Source organism: Edaphobacter sp. 12200R-103, assembly GCF_010093025.1.
In the GTDB taxonomy this organism is placed as follows: Bacteria; Acidobacteriota; Terriglobia; order Terriglobales; family Acidobacteriaceae; genus Edaphobacter.
On sequence record NZ_CP048114.1, the window covers coordinates 1,578,645 to 1,597,671 of the forward strand.

The following is a 19,027-nucleotide window of genomic DNA, read 5'->3' on the forward strand; positions in this document are numbered from 1 at the left end:
CCACAAGAGGGCACATTTTATGGCGCTGTTGAAGTTCGTTCATTTTCAGGAGGTCGTAATGAAGCGTCTATTCATGGTCTTCACGTTTCTTTTACTTGTTTCATCCGCCGGGCTGATGTTGGCCCAATCTATGGATCGACAGCAGATTACCGGAACGGTCACCGATCCAACCGGAGCTGCCGTCCCCGATGCGGATATCGTCGTTACCAACGAAGCCACCGGAGCGAGCCGTACCGTAAAGTCCAATGCCGATGGCAATTTCACTGTCCTCAACATTCCGGTCGGCGTTTACTCCATTACGACGACCATGAACGGCTTCAAGAAGTCGGTGCTGGCAGGAGTGAACGTCGACATCGGCGGTAAGCCCGATGTTCCCGTACAACTTGCGGTCGGTCAGGCCACCGAATCTGTTGAGGTGCAAGCCGGCATCGTTCCTATCCAAACCACGAGTGCTGAGATCGGCGGCGTCATTACGAGCACCGAAGCCACCCAGATCCAGTTAAACGGGCGCAACTATATCCAGCTCCTGACCCTGCAGCCTGGCGTATCGCAAACGATCGCGGGCGGTTTCGCCCTCTTCGGGACTTACGGTGTGAGCGGCAGCTCTCAGTCGGTCAACGGTATCCGCACCGATTCCGCGAACTATTTCATCGATGGTGTCGACAACAAGGATAACGGCGGCGGCGGCAATAACTTCGTCAACATCTCGCCGGACTCGCTGCAGCAGTTCCGTAACGTCGCCTCCAGCTACGATGCCAGCTACGGCGGCACCTCCGGTGCGACTGTTTCGGTCGCTATCAAGAGCGGAGGGCGCGACTTCCACGGCAACGTATACGAATACATCCGCAACGATGCGATTCAGGCCTATCCCTTCCGCGCCATCAGCTCTTACAGCCAGAAGCCCATCAAGGCTCCCCTGCGCTACAACGACTTTGGCTACACCATCGGCGGTCCCGTCTGGATTCCCGGCGTCTTCAACCAGAACCGCGACAAACTCTTTTTCTTTGCAGCTCAGGAGTTCAAGCGCCTGCGTACTTCAACCGTAACCAATGTGACGGTCCCAACGCCGCAAGCCATTGCAGATGCCATTGCTACTGGACCATCCACCGCAACTGGTCGCGCCCTGGCCTCATCCGTACTGCAGGATCCCAGCGGAAATTACCGTTATCTAAGCCTGGGGAACAACAATCAGTCGGAGTATCTGGTCAAGGTCGATTACAACCTCAACGAGAAAAACACGATCAGCGGGCACTTCGTTCATGACAACGTGCTCAACGTAGGCAATCCGACCAACTTTGTCATCTATGACCGAACTATCCCCGGCCTTACGAGCTCTGTGTCCTGGACCCACACCTTCGATGCGAAGACCGTAAACACGGCCGTGGCCTCTTACTCGGGAAACATCATCAATGAGGGCGGAAACATTCGGGCGAATCCACAGTTCGGCAACAGGTCCATCAACCGTTCTGACTATGGCATGACGTATGCAACCCTGTACAACGCGTCTGCCATCATCCCACAGATCACAATCTCCGGCTATGGCAATCCCGGCGTGTCACCGAGACAGTTCGACAACTACCAGCGCATCTACGCCATGAAAGATGATTTCTCCCGCGTACTGGGCAATCACACACTGAAGGTCGGGGCCTACTTCTGGCGCGCCCGTAAGAACCAGACCGCGCCACCACAGCTGAATGGAGCTTTTACTTTTGCGAACCTGGCTGGTCTTGTATCCGGCAACTTCACACAGTACACCGAAGGCAGCAACATCCCACAGATTCAAGCTCGCTTCACGCAGTTCGAGACCTACGTGCAAGACGATTGGACCGTGAATCGCCGGCTTACCCTGAACCTGGGACTGCGCTGGCAGTACATGCCGCCGATCTACAGCTGGCCGAACAACACCGCCTTCTTCGATCCCAACTCCTATGATCCGGCGCAGGCTGCGACCGTTAGCCCGACAACCGGTGTCATCACCTCCAATCCTTCTCCGTACAATGGCCTGGTTTTGCCTGGTACCGGTTTCTCGGAGAAGGCCAAGCAAGTCGTCGCACCTTCGGTTTACAACAACCCGCAGGTGCAGGCGCTGTTTCATAATCTGCCCTCCGGTATCGTCAACACCGTCTACAACACCTTTGCGCCACGCGTTGGGTTTGCCTATGACGTAACCGGCAGGCAAGAGACTGTTCTGCATGGCGGCTACGGCATCTCCTACGAGCGTGTTGAAGGGAATTACATCTACGGCGCTTCTTCACAACTGCCCTTCACCGCAGTTGCCAGCCTCGCCAGCGCCGGCAATGCCGATAACCTGGGCAGCATCGGCCTCAGTGCAACTCCGACGAATATTGGCAATTCTGCGGCACGCAATCTTGCGCCCCCGCGGATTCACAGCTATAGCCTGGGCATACAACAGAAACTGCTCAACAACACCTCCCTTGAGATTAACTATGTAGGCTCGAATTCGTCGAATCTTACTTATCGTAAGAACCTCAACCAGGCTCCCGCCGGCACCGAACAAGCCAATCCAACGATCAAGCAGCGCAACGCACTCCGTCCTTACAAGGGCTATGGCGAAATCTACCAGTACACCAACGGCGGAGAGGCTAATTACAACTCGATGCAAGTGCGCCTGCAGTCCCGCTTCGGTAGCAGCGGTATTGCTACGGTCTCCTGGACCTGGTCCAGTGCTCTGACCAACGGTTCCAGCTTCGATTACCAGCCGCAGGACAGCACCAACCTTCACGCCGATTACGGTCCGGCCAACTACAACCAGCCAAAGATATTTGTTGCGAGCTATGTCTATCCCATTCCGTTCTGGCAGCATGAGCACGAGTGGTATAAACAGGCACTCGGCGGCTGGCAGCTCTCGGGCATTACCCGTATCGCGAGCGGCCTGCCCATTAACGTTATTCAACCCTCCGGCCTGTCGGTAGCAGGCAATCTGGTTACGACCTCCAGCGTTGCACAGCGGCCGAATCTGGTTGGCGATCCTTATTCGCACACCGGCGACGGCAAGCAGTACCTGAATCCCGCTGCCTTTCAGGCGCCGGCTCCCGGAACCTACGGCAATCTGGGCTATGATGCCCTCAAAGGACCGCTGTTCGACAACTGGGACGTAGCGCTGCAGAAGAATATTGCGATTCACGAACAGATTGGAATGGAGTTCCGCGCTGAGATGTTCAACGCTCCGAACCATCTGTCGCCCTTTCAGATTGGCGGTTCGACCAGTCCTGCTCTGGGCGCTCAGCAGCCGGACGGATCGTATCAGCCGAACTTCAGCTCGGCCGGTAAATTCCAGAATGCCTTCGGTCAGGTAACCAGCGCTACCGATCCACGCACGATGGAGTTCGTACTCCGAGTGCATTTCTAACCGCCGTCAAAGCAGCGAGAGAAAGGGCCCGGAGAATATCCCGGGCCCTTTCTCATTTGCATAAAACTTTTTGTCGATTCGAATAGAACTCAGGGCTACTTCTTCCCTGCCTGAAATTCCCTGACGATCGCCATATACTTCTTTGCGCTCTCGGTCACGATCTCGGGCTTGCCCTCGGCCATCGCCTTGGTGTTCACCAGGTCGGCACCGACGCCGAGCGCAAAGGCTCCGGCATCGAGGAAGCTCTTTGCCGTTTCCAGCGAGACGCCGCCGGTCGGGATCATCTCCACCTGGGGCAATGGAGCCTTCAGCGAACTGAGGTACTTCGCTCCGCCCATCGCGCTGGCCGGGAAGATCTTCACCACGTCGGCGCCAGCCTCCCAGGCCGTGATCACCTCGGTCGGAGTAAGGGCGCCCGGAAGCGCAGCGATGGAGTAGCGATGGCACATCTCGATGGTCTTGATGTTCAGCGCCGGGCTGACGACAAACTTTGCGCCCTCGAGGATGCAGGCCCGAGCTGTCTCGGCGTCGAGCACCGTGCCTGCGCCGATCAGCAGGTCGGGACGCTGCTCCGCCAGCTTGCGCATCACCTGGATCGCGCCGGGAACGGTCATCGTGACTTCCATTGCCGTAACGCCGCCAGCGGCAATTGCCTCTACCAGCGCCAGCGCCTTGTCGACTGACTCGGCCCGAAGCACCGGAACCAGTCCAATCTGTTTCAATGAAGCCAATACAGCGGCTTTCGTCATGGGAATTACTCTCTTTCCTGAAGTGTCTGAAGCCCGGCTGAGATCTCGCTCAGCCGGGCCTGTATTGATAAGATTCTGCCTACCGCTGAACGCGAGCGCCGCCGCCCTTCATCACGCGCTGCACCTCGTCGAAGGTTGCCATCGTCGTGTCGCCGGGGGTCGTCATCGCCAGCGCGCCATGAGCACAGCCACAGTTGACCGCCCAGTCAGCGCCCTTCTCGTTGAGGAAGCCGTAGATCAGGCCCGAGGCGAAGGAGTCGCCGCCGCCGACGCGATCGAAGATCTCGAGATCAGGCATCGGACGAGCCTCGTGGAACTGGCCCTCGTAGTAGCAGACCGCGCCCCAGTCGTTGACGCTCGCCGTCTTCGCATGACGCAGCGTGGTCGCAACGGCCTTGAAGTTTGGGTAGGTCGCGACGGCTTTCTCGATCATCTTGCGGAAGTTGGCCGAATCCAGTTCGCCCAGGTCGTCGCCCACGCCTTCGATCTCGAAGCCGAGCGCTGCGGTGAAGTCCTCTTCATTGCCGATCATGACATCGACGTACTGTGCAAGATCGCGATTGACCTCGGTCGCCTTCGCCTTGCCGCCGATCGATTTCCAGAGAGAGTCGCGGTAGTTGAGGTCATAGCTGGTGATGACGCCATGCTTGCGGGCAGCCACCAGGGCCTCTTTGCAGACCTCAGGCGTCGTCTCACTCAGAGCGCAGAAGATACCGCCGGTGTGGAACCAGCGAGCGCCTTCCTTGCCGAAGATCTCGTCCCAGTCGATCTGACCCGGCTTGAGTTGCGAGACTGCGGTGTTGCCGCGGTCGGAGCAGCCCAACGCTGCGCGCACACCAAATCCGCGCTCCGTAAAGTTCAAACCGTTGCGAACCGTGCGGCCGACGCCGTCATACTTGACCCATTTCACGTGGCTCTGGTCCACGCCGCCCTGGTTCATGAGGTCCTCGACGAGGCGACCGACCGGATTGTCGGCGAGCGCGGTCACGATGGCCGTCTTCAGGCCGAAGCAGCGGCGAAGGCCGCGAGCAACGTTGTATTCGCCACCGCCTTCCCACACCTGAAACTGTCGCGTCGTCGCGACACGAACGTCGCCCGGATCGAGACGAAGCATCACTTCGCCCAGGCTGACCAGATCCCACTTGCTCTCTTCTTTTTTACGAATCTTTAGACTTGTCGACTCACTCATTGTTTTCTATCGAAGCTCCGCGATGGCAACGCCATCCATATCGTCATACGCCTGGTTTTCTCCGCCCATACCCCAGCAGAATGTGTAGTGCTTCGTGCCGACACCGGCGTGGATGGACCAACCGGGCGACACAACAACCTCTTTATCTTTCATCACCAGGTGGCTGGTCGCGTCCGGCGGCCCCATCAGGTGAAGCACACGATGCGCGGGATCCACGTCGAAGTAGAAATAAACTTCGCTGCGCCGCATGTGCGTGTGCGGTGGCATCGTGTTCCAGTTACTTCCCGGCTCGAGCATGGTGAAGCCCATCACCAGCTGGCAGCTCCGGATGCCTTCCTTGTAGATCGCCTTGTAGATCTTGCGCTTATTGCAGGTCTCGACCGAACCAAGCTCCACCGGCTTAATGTCTTTAAACTTCACCATCGCGGTCGGATACTGTGCATGCGCGGGATAGCTGAGCAGGTAGAACTCGGCGGGTTTAGCCGGGTCTTTGCTCGCAAAGCTGACGTTCCTCGAGCAGCGGCCAACATAGAGGCAGTCGAGCTTGTCCATCTCGAAGGTTTTGCCATCGACGGTAACGGTTCCGGAGCCTCCGACGTTCAGGACCCCAAGCTCACGCCGCTCGAGGAAGAATTCGGCTCGCAGCTCCGGCTCGGTCTCAAGCTTGAGGGGCGAGACGGTCGGGACGGCCGACCCGATCACCGTGCGATCCAGATCCACGTAAGCGAACTCGATCTCACCGGGTTGGAAGAAGTCTTCCAGAAGAAACGTCTCGCGCAGCTCTTCCGTGTTCATCAGCCCGTAGCGGACCGAATCTGCCATCTGATACAGCCTCATCGCATTCTCCTCAAGGTGCAGCAATTCTCTGCAAAAGCTTCTCTCAGGGGCATAAGACAAGAATATCGTCCCTGTTCGAGCAGGACCTAAGCCATATGCCCTAAAGCGCGTGCAGCCGGGCCAGGAAAAGCTCGTCATTTCCGGTCCCATCGAAGGCGCCGCTTCGGCGCGGAGATAACCTTCTCACGATACGAGACGGGATTCCGGACCGTCAATCAATCGCCAATAACCGCACGGGTAGTTTGAACCGCGGATGAACAGCCCATCGACAGGAAATTTGCTGCACAGACGAAGCGGCCTTTAAAGTGACGATGTATGCAAAACATCTTCGATCTCTTCCGCCTCGACCAGAAAGTTGCCCTCGTGACCGGCGCCGCCACCGGTATTGGAGCCTCCATCGCTGAAGCACTTGCCCAGGCAGGCGCCACCGTCGCAGTTCATGGGAATCGCCGTCCCGCGACCGAGACGGCAGAGGCGATCGGCGAGCAAGCTGCGGCATTTCAGGCGGACCTCTCCTCAACAGCAGGAGCGGAACAGTTGTTTGCCGAGGTAAAGGAGCGCTTCGGCAGGATCGATATTCTGATCAACAATGCCGGGACCATCATCCGCCATAATGCAATCGAATATCCGTTGGATGACTGGCAAACGGTCCTGCAGGTCAACCTGACGAGCGTCTTTCAGCTCTCGCAGCTTGCCGGACGCGACATGATCGCCCGTAACACTCCGGGCAAGATCGTCAACATCGCTTCCCTGCTGAGCTTCCAGGGCGGCATCCGGGTTCCCGCGTACGCGGCCAGCAAGGGCGGCGTTGCCCAGCTTACCAAGGCACTGGCCAACGAATGGGCACCGAAGGGAATCCAAGTCAATGCGATTGCACCGGGCTACATTTCAACCACGAATACGGAACCTCTCCAGGCGGACGAGACGCGCAACCGCCAGATTCTGGAGCGGATTCCGGCAGGACGCTGGGGGCAGCCGCTGGATATTGCCGGGGCCGCGCTTTATTTGAGCTGCTCCGCTAGCGACTATGTAACGGGCACGGTGCTGACAGTCGACGGCGGTTGGATGGGGCGCTGATTTGAGTCGCCCCTCGAAAGGAGCACCATAAATGACATTCTCTAACCAAGCGCGCATCGTCGAACTGCACAAACAGGCAGCGCATGCTCATATGACCGCCGCGGCCTCACATGATAAATCTGACCATCTTACGGCCCACGAGCTTTCGCAGAAGGCGCACGAACTCTCGATGGAGGCGCTCCGCCTGGCTAAAGAACAGGCGAAGCAGGCCCGAGAATCCTGAATGGACCTCGCTTAATCGATTGCCGGAAGCTCGGTACCTCCATGCTCGCTTGAGAGGTAGGCGGCTTCGACGGTTCGCATAGTGTCGATTGCATCTTCGACGCTGGTCGGCAGTGTATCGGCGTCGCCCTGCACATAGGCCTGCAGTGAGCCCATCGATCCCATGAAGGCGTCGGGGAACCAGTTGCCGCTGATCGGCGCATCTTTCCACCCGGTGCCGTCGCGCAGGATGTACTGCAGGTTGTCGGGCAGGCCAGCGGGATAGTTCAGGTTGACCCCCATCTGTGCCCGCATCGCACCTGTCATTCCCTCCCACTGCACGAAGCTTCGCTGCATATGCGGGTCGAAGTCGTGGCTATGGTTGGTCGCGACGAAGGCACGCTTGTCCTCGCCGTAATCCAGGATAATGACGCTCTTGGTCGCGGCCAGAGCGGGCGTCTGCGGGCTCTTCACCGTCTTTGCATAGACGCGGCGCGGATTCCCGAGCCAGCTTCGGACCAGATCGACGTAGTGGATGGAGTGGTAAAGGATCTCAAGGCGCGGCGCTGTGCTCAGAAAGCTCCAAAGCTCCCATGGCATGTGGACGCTGACCTTCACTTCCATGTCATGCATTTCTCCCAGCGCTCCGGAGGAGGTGATGGCCCGCGCCCCTAGCATATTGGGCGCCCATCGAAGCTGAAAGTTCACCGCCGCGGTCAGCCCTTTGCTGCGACAGATGCGAAGGATCTCCGCCGCCTCAGCCAGCGTGTCGCCCATGGGCTTCTGCATCAGAACTGCGCCGCCGTCGGGGAGTTGCGAGAGGATGGACGGGAGCACCCGGGCAGGTGTAGCGATGTCGAAGATCGCATCTTTGGGAGCAAACCGGATCGCCTCCGCGATAGAGGCGAAGCCGCGTGGGATGTTGAATTCCTTCGCGAGCGATTCAGCCCTTTCCAGATCGAGATCCACCAGCGTAGCCACAGGAAAGCCAGCCTTGGCATATGCGGGGAGATGCGCGTCGCGCACGATGCCGCCGGAACCGATCATAATGATGGGACGCGGGGTTCGGGGGCGCGGCGCAGCTGCTGCCCTGACGATCGATTCCAAATCCATCCAGAAGACCTCTTTTACCGATTCAAATTCAATTCTATTCCCCAAAGTAATGCCATTGTTGCGCATGGCATCCGAAGACCACCGGTTGCGTGCTGCGATGGCACCTCGTACCCTACCAGAGATGTCCTCTGCGCTCGAACTCGCCCTGCTCTCCTGCGCTCTGCTGGGCCTTCGTCATGGGTTCGACTACGATCACCTGGCAGCCATTACGGACATCACGAGCGTGCAGCGGACCTGGCGCGAAGGCATGCGGCTGGGCCTTCTGTATGCGCTGGGGCATGCGTTGACGGTGGCTGTTCTCGGAGCCGCCGTGATCTTCCTGCACCTCGGGCTTCCGAGAAATATGGATGCCGTTGGCGAGCGCCTGGTCGGCGCTACGCTGATCGTACTTGCGGTTTACGTGCTCATCAGTTTCTTCCGCCGGCCTTCGCCTGAAGCTCATCGCCACGCTGTTCCTGTCAGCCGCATTGCCCTGCTGGTCTCAGCGGCTCAGTTTGCGGGATGGAAGCTGCGTTCGCTACGGAACCCGGATCTGCCGCGGCCTGAACCCTTTCGCTTTCGCTATGACCAAAGCTCGGTTGTGCTGGTCGGCATTGTGCACGGTCTGGGCGCGGAGACGCCATCGCAGCTTCTTCTCTTTCTGCTGGCAGCAAACCTGGGCGGCACCAGCCGCGGATTTCTCGGATTGTTGTGCTTTATCGCCGGGCTGCTGGTGATGAACACCATCATGACGGCGTCCGCATCCGGCATCTTTGCCAGAAGTACCCATCGTCCCAGGCTGCAGATGTTCATTACGTCGCTGACGGCCGCGTACAGCTTTGTCATCGGCGCGATCTTTCTCTTCGGCATGAGCGATAAACTGCCGGCGCTGGTGCGGTAGCAACATCTCTGCCGCCGCGGCATCCACTACACTCGAGCTATGCTTCGTGTTCCTTTTGCCGATCTTTTTGCGATGCTGGAACGAGCCATGCTGCGGCTCGGATTTCCCCCGGAGGCAGCACGGCTCTCTGCGCGCTTATTTGCGGAGACGACGCGCGATGGAGTGTATTCGCACGGTCTGAATCGCTTTCCCCGTGTGGAAGCCATGGTGGCCAATGGCAGCATCGATGTCCATGCCAGACCCCAGCGTACGGCAGCGTTCGGCTGCATCGAGCGCTGGAATGGCAATCGCGGCATCGGCAACGTGAATGCCTATCTCGCCATGCAGAGGGCCGTTGAGCTGGCTCGCAAAGATGGAATGGGAGCGGTTGCCATGGCCAACTCGAATCATTGGATGCGGGGCGGTGCCTTTGGCTGGCAGGCGGCCGACCAGGGCATGTTTGCTATATGTTGGTCGAACACCCTGGCAAACATGCCTGCCTGGGGCTCAACCGAGCCTACGCTCGGCAATAATCCGCTGGTGATCGCGGTTCCGCGGGCAGATGGGCGGCACGTTGTTCTCGATATGGCGATGAGCCAGTTCTCTTATGGCGCACTCGCGTCCTATGCAAAGCGGGGAGAGCCTCTTCCCTTGCCCGGTGGATTCGATGAGCAGGGCCGGCCGACCCAGGATGCTGCCGCGATTGAGGCTTCGCAACGGCCATTCCCTATCGGCTACTGGAAGGGTTCCGGACTCTCTCTCGTTCTGGACATGATGGCTGCCATGCTGTCGGGAGGACTGGCAACCTATCAGCTTCCCCTGGAACCCACGCTGGAAGCGGGGCAGTCCCAGATCTTTCTCGCGATCGATCCCTCGAACATCGCATCTGTTGCTGAACTGAATCACATCGCCGACGCCATCCTGCAGCATCTGCACGATGCAAAGCCTGAAGATTCAGGCCGGCCTGTCCGGTATCCGGGAGAGCAAACGCTTCACGTTCGCGAAGAAAATATGCGTCTTGGGGTTCCGGTCGATCCCGAGCTGTGGCAGAGGCTCAACTCGCTGGGATGAGGCCATTCACAGATCGCGATGCGTTCCATTAGCATCTACGGAGAGACAGGCTTATGAATCTTGCCGGAAAACGCGCCCTGCTGGATACCACGCTTCGTGAACTGGGAAGTGTGATGATCGCCTATTCGGGAGGCACGGATTCAGCGTTTCTGGCGTGGGCAGCTCACCAGGCTCTGGGCGAGAAGATGCTTGCGGTCATCGCCGATTCGGCCTCGCTTCCGCGTGCGGAGCTGGCAGCAGCGCTCGCCTTCACTGCGCATCACGGCATCCCCACACATATTCTGCTGACCGAAGAGCTTGAGAACCCCAACTATCAGCGTAACGACGCGCAACGCTGCTTTCACTGCAAGGACGAGCTCTTCACCCGCATGGAGGCAGAGCGTGCAGCGCGTGGATTCCGTCATCTGGCGTATGGGATGAATCTCGACGATGGCGGCGAATTTCGTCCAGGCCAGCAGGCTGCATCGCAGCATCAGGCTGTCGCTCCTCTGGTAATGGCGCAGCTGACCAAGTCGGAGATCCGTCAACTGGCTCACGAGGCCGGACTGGAGCTGTGGGACAAGCCCGCCTCGGCCTGCCTCTCTTCGCGGATTGAATATGGCCGCCCGGTAACGCGCGAGAGCCTCAGTCAGGTAGAGCGTGCGGAAGAGGCTTTGCATGGACTCGGATTTCTGCAGGTCCGCGTGCGGCACCATGGCAATCTGGCCCGGATTGAGATCGCGCGCGCGGACCTTCCACGCGCGCTGAGCATGGACGTGCTCGATAGCATTACGGATGCCGTGCGCCGGGCTGGTTTCGTCTACGTCACGCTCGATACTCAGGGCTACCGTTCCGGCTCGATGAACGATGTCCTGCCAGCCTCGGCCATCACCCCTGCCCGCGTGAAACAATAGCTGCCATGCGCATTGCTTATCTTGACTGCTTTGCCGGTGTCAGCGGCGATATGTTTCTCGGAGCCCTGGTTAGCGCTGGCGTTCCCGCAGATGTGCTTCATCAGGCTGTAGATGTTCTGAACGTGGGAGCGTCGCTTGAGATGGGCACGGTAGATCGCAGCGGCATCTCCTCGACCAGCGTGCGGGTGCTTGAGGCTGGAAGGCCGGCTGACCAGGCGACGCATTCGCATTCTCACGCCGAGCAACATCACCCTTATCACGATGACCATCAGCATGCTCACTCGCATGAGCACAGCCATACGCACTCGCACAATCATGAACATTCCCACAGTCATGAACACGAGCATCACGAGCACGCGCATGGGCGCTCCCTTTCGGCCATTCGCAAGCTGATTGAAGCGGCGAAGCTGCCCGATGCCGTCAAGCAGACCGCCATTCACGCCTTTGAGCTGCTTGGCGCGAGTGAGGCGAAGATTCACAACGTCGACATCGAGAAGATCCACTTCCACGAAGTAGGCGCCGTCGATGCCATCGTCGATATCGTGGCCGCGAGCGCGGGCATTCATGCGCTTGGCGTAAACGCCTGGTACTGCTCCCCGCTGAATGTGGGGGGCGGCATGGTCGATTGCGCACACGGGTGCTTCCCTGTCCCCGCACCTGCGACGGCCGATCTGCTGCGCGATGTACCGACCTACTCCGCACACGTCCAGCAAGAGTTGGTGACGCCGACCGGAGCTGCTCTGATCCGTGCAATCTCTCCAACCTTCGGGCCTCAGCCTGCCATGCGGGTGCAGAACATCGGCTACGGTGCAGGCACCCGTAATCCCAAGGACTTCCCAAATGTGTTGCGGCTCTCCGTCGGCGAGACGGCAGGCGCCAGCCACTCCGCAGTGGCCGTGCTGGAAACAGCAGTGGACGACATCTCTCCCCAGATTCTTGCGTATGTTACGGAACGCGCGCTGGCTCTTGGCGCACTCGATGTAATGTCGACCGCCGTGCAGATGAAGAAGGGACGGATGGGAACGCACCTGACGGTTCTTGCTGACGACGCAAAGGTTGCGGCGCTCGAAGACCTGCTGCTGCGCGAGACCAGCACGCTCGGCGTACGGATTCACCACGAGCGCCGCTCCTGCCTGGACCGCGATCACGTCACCGTGACCACACCCTACGGCGAGATTCGCATGAAGATCGGATCGCGTTCCGGCGAGATCTACAACGTGGCTCCTGAGTTTGAAGACTGCAGGCTCGCTGCGGAGGCCAAAGGCGTTCCGGTCAAGGTGGTCCAGCAGAGTGCGATCGCAGCCTACCAGGCGCAGCAGGGCTCCAAATGAACCGCAATCGCCTACTCGAGCTTCTGTCTTCGGTCGAACGCGGCGAGTTGAGCGTCGAAGGCGCCCTGGATCGCCTCACGCATCTGCCGTTTGAAGACGTCGGGCATGCTCGTATTGATCATCACCGGACCCTGCGGTCGGGATTGCCCGAGGTGATCTATGCCGCAGGCAAAGCTCCAGAGCAGACGGCAGAGATTTTCACCCGCATGGCGGCGGCCGGCTCGGATGTCCTGGCGACCCGTGTCGACGAGGCCACCGCGGAGCTTGTCCTGAAGGCTGTGCCCCAGGCGATTCACCATTCACTGGCCCGCTGCATCAGTCTGCGTCAAAGCAGTGACGCGCCGCTCGGTAAAATTGCCGTACTCTGCGCGGGCACCAGTGACCTGCCCGTTGCTGAAGAAGCAGCGGTTACTGCCGAACTATTCGGAACTTCCGTCACACGACTCTACGACGTCGGCGTGGCAGGGCTTCACCGGCTGCTCGCAGTCCGCGAGCAACTTCGGGACGCCAGCGTTGTCATCGTCTGCGCGGGGATGGAGGGCGCTCTTCCCTCCGTCGTCGGAGGCCTCGTTGGAGCCCCCGTCATTGCGGTCCCCACCTCGGTCGGGTATGGGGCCAGCTTTCAGGGAGTTACGGCCCTGTTGGGCATGCTCAACTCCTGCTCGCCGAACGTGACCGTGGTCAATATCGACAACGGCTTTGGAGCAGCCTACAGTGCGACACTGATCGCGCGAGCCGGCCACTTGCGCTAAGCTACTCGCGAGGAAAACCACTCCATTCCAAGGGGAGGCATCCAAAACGGTATGCTCCGCCGCGACTTCATCAAATCTGCAAGCGCCACCGGAATCGCAGCCTCGGTTCCATTCGCCCAGGGACAGTCACAACCGTCTTCATCGATGAAGCCTGCCACCCGGCCAGAGGCTCCCGACATGATCTACCGCGAGCTGGGCACGACCGGCGAGCGTGTCTCCGCCATCGGTCTGGGAGGAGCTCATCTCGGAGGAGGCCCGGACGCAGCGTCGAAGATCCGTCTCGCACGCTCTGCCATTGATCACGGCATCACCTTTCTGGACAACTGCTGGGACTACAGCGACGGACTGGCCGAAGTTCGCATGGGACAGGCGCTGCGCGATGGATATCGCAGTAAAGTCTTCCTGATGACCAAGATGGACGGGCGCAACAAGGAGACCTACAACAAGCAGTTGGAGCAGTCGCTTGGCCGCCTGCAGACCGACATGATCGACCTGGTGCAGTTCCATGAGATCATCCGCATGGAAGACCCGGACCGCATCTTTGCCCCCGGCGGCGCGATGGAGGCAGCCGTGGAAGCCCGCCAGGCAGGAAAGATTCGCTACATCGGCTTCACGGGACATAAGGATCCGGCTGTTCACCTGCGCATGCTGGAGATGGCCCAAAAGCACAATTTCCACTTCGACACCGTGCAGATGCCGATCAATGTCATGGACGCTCACTTCCGTTCGTTCACCCACGAGGTCCTGCCCGTTGCGGTGAAGCAAGGCATCGGCGTGCTGGCAATGAAGACTTTTGGAGGCTCCTACATCCTCAACAGCAAGACGGTCGAACCGATGGATGCCCTCCACTACGGGCTCACCCTGCCAATCTCTGTCCTGATTACAGGCATCGATTCGGAGAAGATTCTCGATCAGGCGCTGACAGCAGCCAAAACTTTCAAGCCTCTCTCTGAATCTCAGGTCGCTGCAATATTGGCGAAGACCAAGGATGCAGCCAGCGAAGGCAGGTACGAGCTCTTCAAGACATCGAATCGCTTCGACGGAACGGCGGCGAATCCGAAATGGCTCGGCTGAGGGTTCCGCTGATATGATCGAAGTTATGACACAGCTGGATGTCCTGTACCGGTACGGTGTGCCACCGACGGAAGCAAGTATGCTTGCCCTGTCCAGGGTGCGTGAGGTCTATGGCGTTCGAGCGCTTATGTTTGACGAAAAGAATAAGACGGTTCGCGTGGAGTACGACGCCACCCGCCTGAATGAACCGATGATCCACCAATTGCTGCGCCGCGCCGGGCTTGATCTGGTGGAGCGCGTTACCCTGTACACTGTGCCACCGCCACCGGAGACGCAGCCGACCGTTGCGCCGACGGCGAAATAATGTCATGTGCGCCTGTAGCTCAGCTGGATAGAGCAACTGGCTTCGAACCAGTAGGTCGGGAGTTCGAATCTCTCCGGGCGCACCATACCTTCAGTTCACAACTGATTCCTTTATGACACCCAGCCTGCGGGATTGCGGGCGAAGCGCCCAGGACGCGATGGCAACACCTGTCATGAAGATCGGGTACGCCAAGGTGCCAGTATCCGCCAATCCAGAAGCCGAAAGCGACGCAATCGCCCCTGTCAGGTCGAAGCATACGCCAGCATAGACCCACTCCTTAAGACGGGGAAATCGTGGAACGATCAGGGCGATAGCCCCAAGCAGCTTCCAGCTCCCCAGGATAGTTAGAAAATATAGAGGGTAGCCCAGCCGTTCGATAAGGCCACGCACCTGCGGCACCCGCAGAATATCCCATACGCCCCCCATAACCAGCTCGAGGACGATTAGAGCGGTCGTTATCCAGTAAGCGACGATCTTCCAACGGGGATTAGAGGCAGGACTGACGAGGTTAGCCATAGCGTCCATCTGCAAGCCACGATCGGCGCGCTCGCATTCCCGAACATTATAGGGACCCCGCGAAAAGCGGGCCGATGATTTAGTCTCAAACGGCCCTGTTCCTGCTGTTCTCGATGTACAGCTGTGTGTTTAGTGCGGAGCGGGAGCAGCATCGTTGAAGCTCTTGAAGAACGCCTCATACTTCTCGACTCCGTTCAGCTCGGCAAACCGCAGCGGCTTGACTCGTTCCACCAAGACCTCCTGCACACCGGGCTGGGTTTTAAGGATGTTCATCGCCTCGTTGATGAACTCCCTGAGCGGCATGGCCCGGGGATCGCTTGCCTGGGCTCTACCCATTAGCTCGGTCTGGACATACGGCGGCGCCAGCTCGATCACTTCAACGCTGGTGTCCTTCAGCTGATAGCGCAGCGACTGCGAATAAGAGTGGATCGCGGCCTTCGTCGCACAGTAGGTCGGCGTAAGTGCGAGCGGGATAAATCCCAGGCCTGAGGAGACAGTCATGATGGTCGCTTTCGGCTGCTTCATCAGGTGAGGAAGCAAGGCAGCATTCAGCCGGATCGGTCCCAGAAGGTTGGTCGCAATGGTAGCGTCGGCGGCAGCCAGGGCTCCTGCCGGATCGAGAAGGTTCTCGGGCCGCATAATTCCAGCGTTGTGGATCACCACGTTCAGTGTCGGATCTTCCTTCACAACCTTCTCTCCGAAGCTGCGGATGCTCTCAGGGTCTTCCATGTCGAGAACGATTGGCTTCATTCCAGGATTTGCAGCGACGGTTTCATCCAAAACCTGCGGCCGACGTCCCGCAATGATGACCTGGTTTCCCTGCGCCTGGAACGCCTCCGCCAGAGCACGGCCAATCCCGGAGCCGCCGCCTGTAATCAGGACGGTATTGCCTGAGATATTCATCTGTTTCTCCTTCAGAGGTAATATAAGAAAGCTACTCTCCATTGGGAAGTAGGCACTTTAGATATCTATACTTACCCAAAGGAGAGTGATATCGATGACCAGTAATTCCGTCCCGGTGAGCCATACAAAACATCCACCGAAAGAGGCTGCCCCGAAGATCGAAGCATTGGTCCGGCAGATCATCGAGCGGGTGGCGGACAAGTGGACGATGCTCGTCCTTGAGGTTCTTGAGGAGCACGGGACAGTTCGCTTCACTCGCCTGGGCGAACTGGTAGGAGGGATCAGCCAGAAGATGCTGACCAAGACGGTGCGACAGATGGAGAGCGACGGGCTGGTAGTCCGGACCATTCATCCCGTCATCCCACCCCGCGTGGAGTACAGCCTTACGCCCTTGGGACGAAGCCTGAGCGCGGCCTTCTGTGGCGTGTGGATCTGGGCCGAAGAGAACTACGACGAGATTACGAGCGCGCGCGAACGATTTCAGAAAAACGCAAAAGAATCTTAGTTTTCCTCTCGATGCAGGGCCACGAGCGGTTGCTCTTCCAGGCAAAATTCGGTATCTTGAAAAGGTTGCAACAATGCAATGTGCGCCCGTAGCTCAGCTGGATAGAGCAACTGGCTACGAACCAGTAGGTCGGGTGTTCGAATCACTCCGGGCGCACCATCTCCCCTCTTGCAACGTCCCTTTTTTCTTTAGAAGAAACATTTAAGGTTTGCGCAGCCGCCTTAAAGTCCGCAGCCGCCCACGTAAAGGCGGCTGCTTCGGAATGCCACGCTTCCCTGCCGCTAGTCGCGACGGCTGAGGGTTGGGCGGTCGTCGGAGTTCGAAGGGTTGTTGGGGTTGGATGGATCGTTATTGCCGCCGCCAACACGCCGCAGGGTTGGACGATTGCCGTCCTTTTTGTCGTTCAGCTTGCGCTTGTTCTCGATGCGGGCCAGCCGTGCCTTGACGTCGTCGAACTCGGATGTGGAGACGATGTAGTCCGGCCGGGGAGGCATGATCGTCGCAATCTCTTCCTCGGAGCGACCGATGCGATCCGGTGTCTGCGGATGGTCGGAGAACACCTTGGAGAGCGTTCCGGGCTTGTGCTTTTCGAGTGCAGCGATCTTTTCGAAGAACTGAATGAAGGCCTGCGGGTCATACCCTGCCTTGTACATGTACTGCAGACCGAGCCAGTCCGCCTCCGACTCGTCTACGCGTGAAAACTTCAGGAAGGCGATAGGGACAGCAAGCTGGGTCGCTTCGTAGATTCCGTACCCGGTCCAGGATCCGGAGGTGAAGATGATTAGCGGGATCGAACCGATCTGCGCCATGTTCATCTTGGTCATCTGGCGCGCGGCGTGATGGGCGCAGACGTGCGCGACCTCATGGGCCATAACGCCGGCAAGCTCCGCCTCCTCGTCCGCGGCAAGAATCAAGCCGGAGTTGACGTAGAAGAAGCCCCCGGGAAGCGCCATCGCATTGATCTCGTCGGAGTCGATGACTTTGATGGTGAACGGCACCTTGCAATCGGAGTTCTTCACGATATTCTGGCCAACTCGGTTGACGTATTCATTGACAACCGGATCAGTCACCATGTGAGCCGACTTCTCGATCTCCATCGAGTAGGCCTTGCCGTTGCGAATCTCCCAATCGGTGGAATACCAGTTCCCAAGGCCGCGGCCTCCAATATTGCGCGTCCCGATTGCATTGACATCGTCTTCGCTACCCGCCTTGATGTGAGGATCGAGATCTTCTCCCGGAGAGGGAATGGAGTCGGCCTTCTGGCTCGCTTTTTCCTTTGCAGCTTTATCTTCGGCCGGAGTTGCGGTTGGGGAACCAGGAATGGGCTTTGATTGTCCCGGAGGCGTCGGCGTGGAGGATGGCGTCTGGGCGAAGGAGACTGTTGAGAAAACGAGGATGGCGGCCAGACCGAGGTTCGCTGTGCGACGCATAACAGAGTCTCCTGAGTGAGGCCGCCTCCGGCAGCCGGACGCAGCTTCCCACTCTTTAGACGTAGTATGCGCCTGAATGTTGCAAGGATACAAATGGCGGGCATGACGCAAGAAGCACAAAAAATGCCCCGTCTCCGATCGTGCTGGAGCCGGGGCATCCGCGGAAGAGACTGTAGCTGTTTACGACTGCGTCAGGCGGCGGCGAACAATGCCGGCTGCACTCAGAAGACCCGTTCCAAGCAGAGCGATCGATGAGGGCTCAGGAACGGATGATGTGGTTCCAGGGTCGCTGATACCGGACAGCCCGGTTTGCCCTGCCGCGTTCATGATATCGGCGGCAAAATAATAGCCGTTGCTGTTGGCGACGAAGTCGCTGTAATTGATTCCGGCGGCGCTGTAGATCGTGAAGACCAGTGGACCGTCGTTGTGCTGGCTGGCTCCGGGACCGGGATTGTTGATGAAGTAATCGAAGGATCCCATGCTGGGTCCGTTCGTGTTTACAGAGCTGGCATTGAAACTAGAGAGAGTCCACGGGCTGCTGATGCTGGCGATCGAGATCGAGGGGTCGTTAGCCAGGTTGAACGCAAAACCGGGATGGTTGCCAGAACCACTGGCTACAAAATACTGGGCGCCATTGGTAAGACTAACTGTTACCTGCATGTTGTTGGCGTCAACCTGATGAAGGTTGACATCGAAGCAGCATTGACCAGCCTGAGAGCCTGTGAACAGCGAATCAGCCTTTGCGGCTGAGGCAGTAAAGCAGGTCACGGCGAGAGCAAACACAATACGGGAGAGAGCCTTGACGTGCATCGTTCGTAATCCTTTCGGGTTCCGTTCGTAAACGACGGGATAC

Annotated in this window: 19 protein-coding genes and 2 tRNA genes; 13 read left to right on the forward strand and 8 right to left on the reverse strand. The window is 58.7% G+C overall.

Annotated elements, in window-relative coordinates:
* Window positions 1–58 precede the first annotated feature (58 nt).
* On the forward strand, window positions 59–3,370 hold the full coding sequence (locus GWR55_RS06495; RefSeq protein ID WP_162401539.1) for a carboxypeptidase regulatory-like domain-containing protein: 3,312 nt from the start codon (window positions 59–61) through the stop codon (window positions 3,368–3,370).
* 95 nt (window positions 3,371–3,465) lie between these two features.
* On the opposite strand, the gene eda is transcribed toward GWR55_RS06495, so the two are convergent.
* From eda to kduI, 3 genes are all read right to left on the reverse strand, one after another.
* Window positions 3,466–4,119 (reverse strand): bifunctional 4-hydroxy-2-oxoglutarate aldolase/2-dehydro-3-deoxy-phosphogluconate aldolase, encoded by a 654-nt coding sequence (gene eda, locus GWR55_RS06500; RefSeq protein WP_162401540.1) that lies wholly within the window; start codon window positions 4,117–4,119, stop codon window positions 3,466–3,468.
* 79 nt (window positions 4,120–4,198) lie between these two features.
* Window positions 4,199–5,308, reverse strand: a complete 1,110-nt coding sequence (locus GWR55_RS06505) for a sugar kinase (RefSeq protein WP_162401541.1) — start codon at window positions 5,306–5,308, stop codon at window positions 4,199–4,201.
* A 6-nt stretch (window positions 5,309–5,314) separates the two neighbouring features.
* Entirely contained in the window at window positions 5,315–6,145 is an 831-nt protein-coding gene (kduI, locus tag GWR55_RS06510) for a 5-dehydro-4-deoxy-D-glucuronate isomerase (RefSeq protein WP_162401542.1), read from the reverse strand.
* Between the two features lie 315 nt (window positions 6,146–6,460).
* On the opposite strand from kduI, the gene GWR55_RS06515 reads away from it, so the two are divergent.
* Both GWR55_RS06515 and GWR55_RS06520 read left to right on the forward strand, forming a co-directional pair.
* Window positions 6,461–7,222: a glucose 1-dehydrogenase gene (locus tag GWR55_RS06515; RefSeq protein ID WP_162401543.1), complete on the forward strand. Its 762-nt coding sequence runs from the start codon at window positions 6,461–6,463 to the stop codon at window positions 7,220–7,222.
* A gap of 31 nt (window positions 7,223–7,253) precedes the next feature.
* The gene (locus GWR55_RS06520) at window positions 7,254–7,445 is read left to right on the forward strand and encodes a hypothetical protein (protein WP_162401544.1); all 192 of its coding nucleotides are present in this window, start codon (window positions 7,254–7,256) and stop codon (window positions 7,443–7,445) included.
* 11 nt (window positions 7,446–7,456) lie between these two features.
* On the opposite strand, the gene GWR55_RS06525 is transcribed toward GWR55_RS06520, so the two are convergent.
* Window positions 7,457–8,536 (reverse strand): Gfo/Idh/MocA family protein, encoded by a 1,080-nt coding sequence (locus GWR55_RS06525; protein WP_162401545.1) that lies wholly within the window; start codon window positions 8,534–8,536, stop codon window positions 7,457–7,459.
* 121 nt (window positions 8,537–8,657) lie between these two features.
* Between GWR55_RS06525 and GWR55_RS06530 the strand changes: the two genes are divergently transcribed.
* From GWR55_RS06530 to GWR55_RS06565, 8 genes are all read left to right on the forward strand, one after another.
* Window positions 8,658–9,416, forward strand: a complete 759-nt coding sequence (locus GWR55_RS06530) for a hypothetical protein (protein ID WP_162401546.1) — start codon at window positions 8,658–8,660, stop codon at window positions 9,414–9,416.
* Between the two features lie 39 nt (window positions 9,417–9,455).
* Complete coding sequence (yiaK, locus tag GWR55_RS06535) at window positions 9,456–10,466, forward strand: 3-dehydro-L-gulonate 2-dehydrogenase (protein ID WP_162401547.1); 1,011 nt, start codon at window positions 9,456–9,458, stop codon at window positions 10,464–10,466.
* 53 nt (window positions 10,467–10,519) lie between these two features.
* The gene (larE, locus tag GWR55_RS06540) at window positions 10,520–11,359 is read left to right on the forward strand and encodes an ATP-dependent sacrificial sulfur transferase LarE (protein ID WP_162401548.1); all 840 of its coding nucleotides are present in this window, start codon (window positions 10,520–10,522) and stop codon (window positions 11,357–11,359) included.
* A gap of 5 nt (window positions 11,360–11,364) precedes the next feature.
* On the forward strand, window positions 11,365–12,690 hold the full coding sequence (gene larC / locus GWR55_RS06545; RefSeq protein WP_162401549.1) for a nickel pincer cofactor biosynthesis protein LarC: 1,326 nt from the start codon (window positions 11,365–11,367) through the stop codon (window positions 12,688–12,690).
* Complete coding sequence (gene larB, locus GWR55_RS06550; protein ID WP_162401550.1) at window positions 12,687–13,442, forward strand: nickel pincer cofactor biosynthesis protein LarB; 756 nt, start codon at window positions 12,687–12,689, stop codon at window positions 13,440–13,442. Before larC ends, larB begins: the two co-directional genes overlap by 4 nt.
* Window positions 13,443–13,493: 51 nt before the next feature.
* Window positions 13,494–14,516 (forward strand): aldo/keto reductase, encoded by a 1,023-nt coding sequence (locus tag GWR55_RS06555; protein WP_162401551.1) that lies wholly within the window; start codon window positions 13,494–13,496, stop codon window positions 14,514–14,516.
* A 25-nt stretch (window positions 14,517–14,541) separates the two neighbouring features.
* Window positions 14,542–14,820 (forward strand): hypothetical protein, encoded by a 279-nt coding sequence (locus tag GWR55_RS06560; protein ID WP_162401552.1) that lies wholly within the window; start codon window positions 14,542–14,544, stop codon window positions 14,818–14,820.
* An 8-nt stretch (window positions 14,821–14,828) separates the two neighbouring features.
* A tRNA-Arg gene (locus GWR55_RS06565) sits at window positions 14,829–14,905 on the forward strand.
* A 5-nt stretch (window positions 14,906–14,910) separates the two neighbouring features.
* Here GWR55_RS06565 and GWR55_RS06570 read toward each other — a convergent pair.
* The gene (locus GWR55_RS06570) at window positions 14,911–15,336 is read right to left on the reverse strand and encodes a DoxX family protein (protein ID WP_162401553.1); all 426 of its coding nucleotides are present in this window, start codon (window positions 15,334–15,336) and stop codon (window positions 14,911–14,913) included.
* A 129-nt stretch (window positions 15,337–15,465) separates the two neighbouring features.
* On the reverse strand, window positions 15,466–16,239 hold the full coding sequence (locus tag GWR55_RS06575; protein ID WP_162401554.1) for an SDR family oxidoreductase: 774 nt from the start codon (window positions 16,237–16,239) through the stop codon (window positions 15,466–15,468).
* A gap of 94 nt (window positions 16,240–16,333) precedes the next feature.
* Here GWR55_RS06575 and GWR55_RS06580 point away from each other — a divergent pair, with 94 nt between their 5' ends.
* Together GWR55_RS06580 and GWR55_RS06585 are read left to right on the forward strand one after the other, a co-directional pair.
* Window positions 16,334–16,744, forward strand: a complete 411-nt coding sequence (locus GWR55_RS06580; RefSeq protein ID WP_162401555.1) for a helix-turn-helix domain-containing protein — start codon at window positions 16,334–16,336, stop codon at window positions 16,742–16,744.
* Window positions 16,745–16,826: 82 nt separating this feature from the next.
* Window positions 16,827–16,903 (forward strand) — tRNA-Arg (locus tag GWR55_RS06585).
* Between the two features lie 122 nt (window positions 16,904–17,025).
* Here the strand turns inward: GWR55_RS06585 and GWR55_RS06590 are convergent.
* Window positions 17,026–18,174: a M48 family metallopeptidase gene (locus tag GWR55_RS06590; protein ID WP_162401556.1), complete on the reverse strand. Its 1,149-nt coding sequence runs from the start codon at window positions 18,172–18,174 to the stop codon at window positions 17,026–17,028.
* 180 nt (window positions 18,175–18,354) lie between these two features.
* Window positions 18,355–18,984, reverse strand: coding sequence for a PEP-CTERM sorting domain-containing protein (locus GWR55_RS06595; RefSeq protein WP_162401557.1), 630 nt, complete (start codon window positions 18,982–18,984; stop codon window positions 18,355–18,357).
* Between the last annotated feature and the right edge of the window lie 43 nt (window positions 18,985–19,027).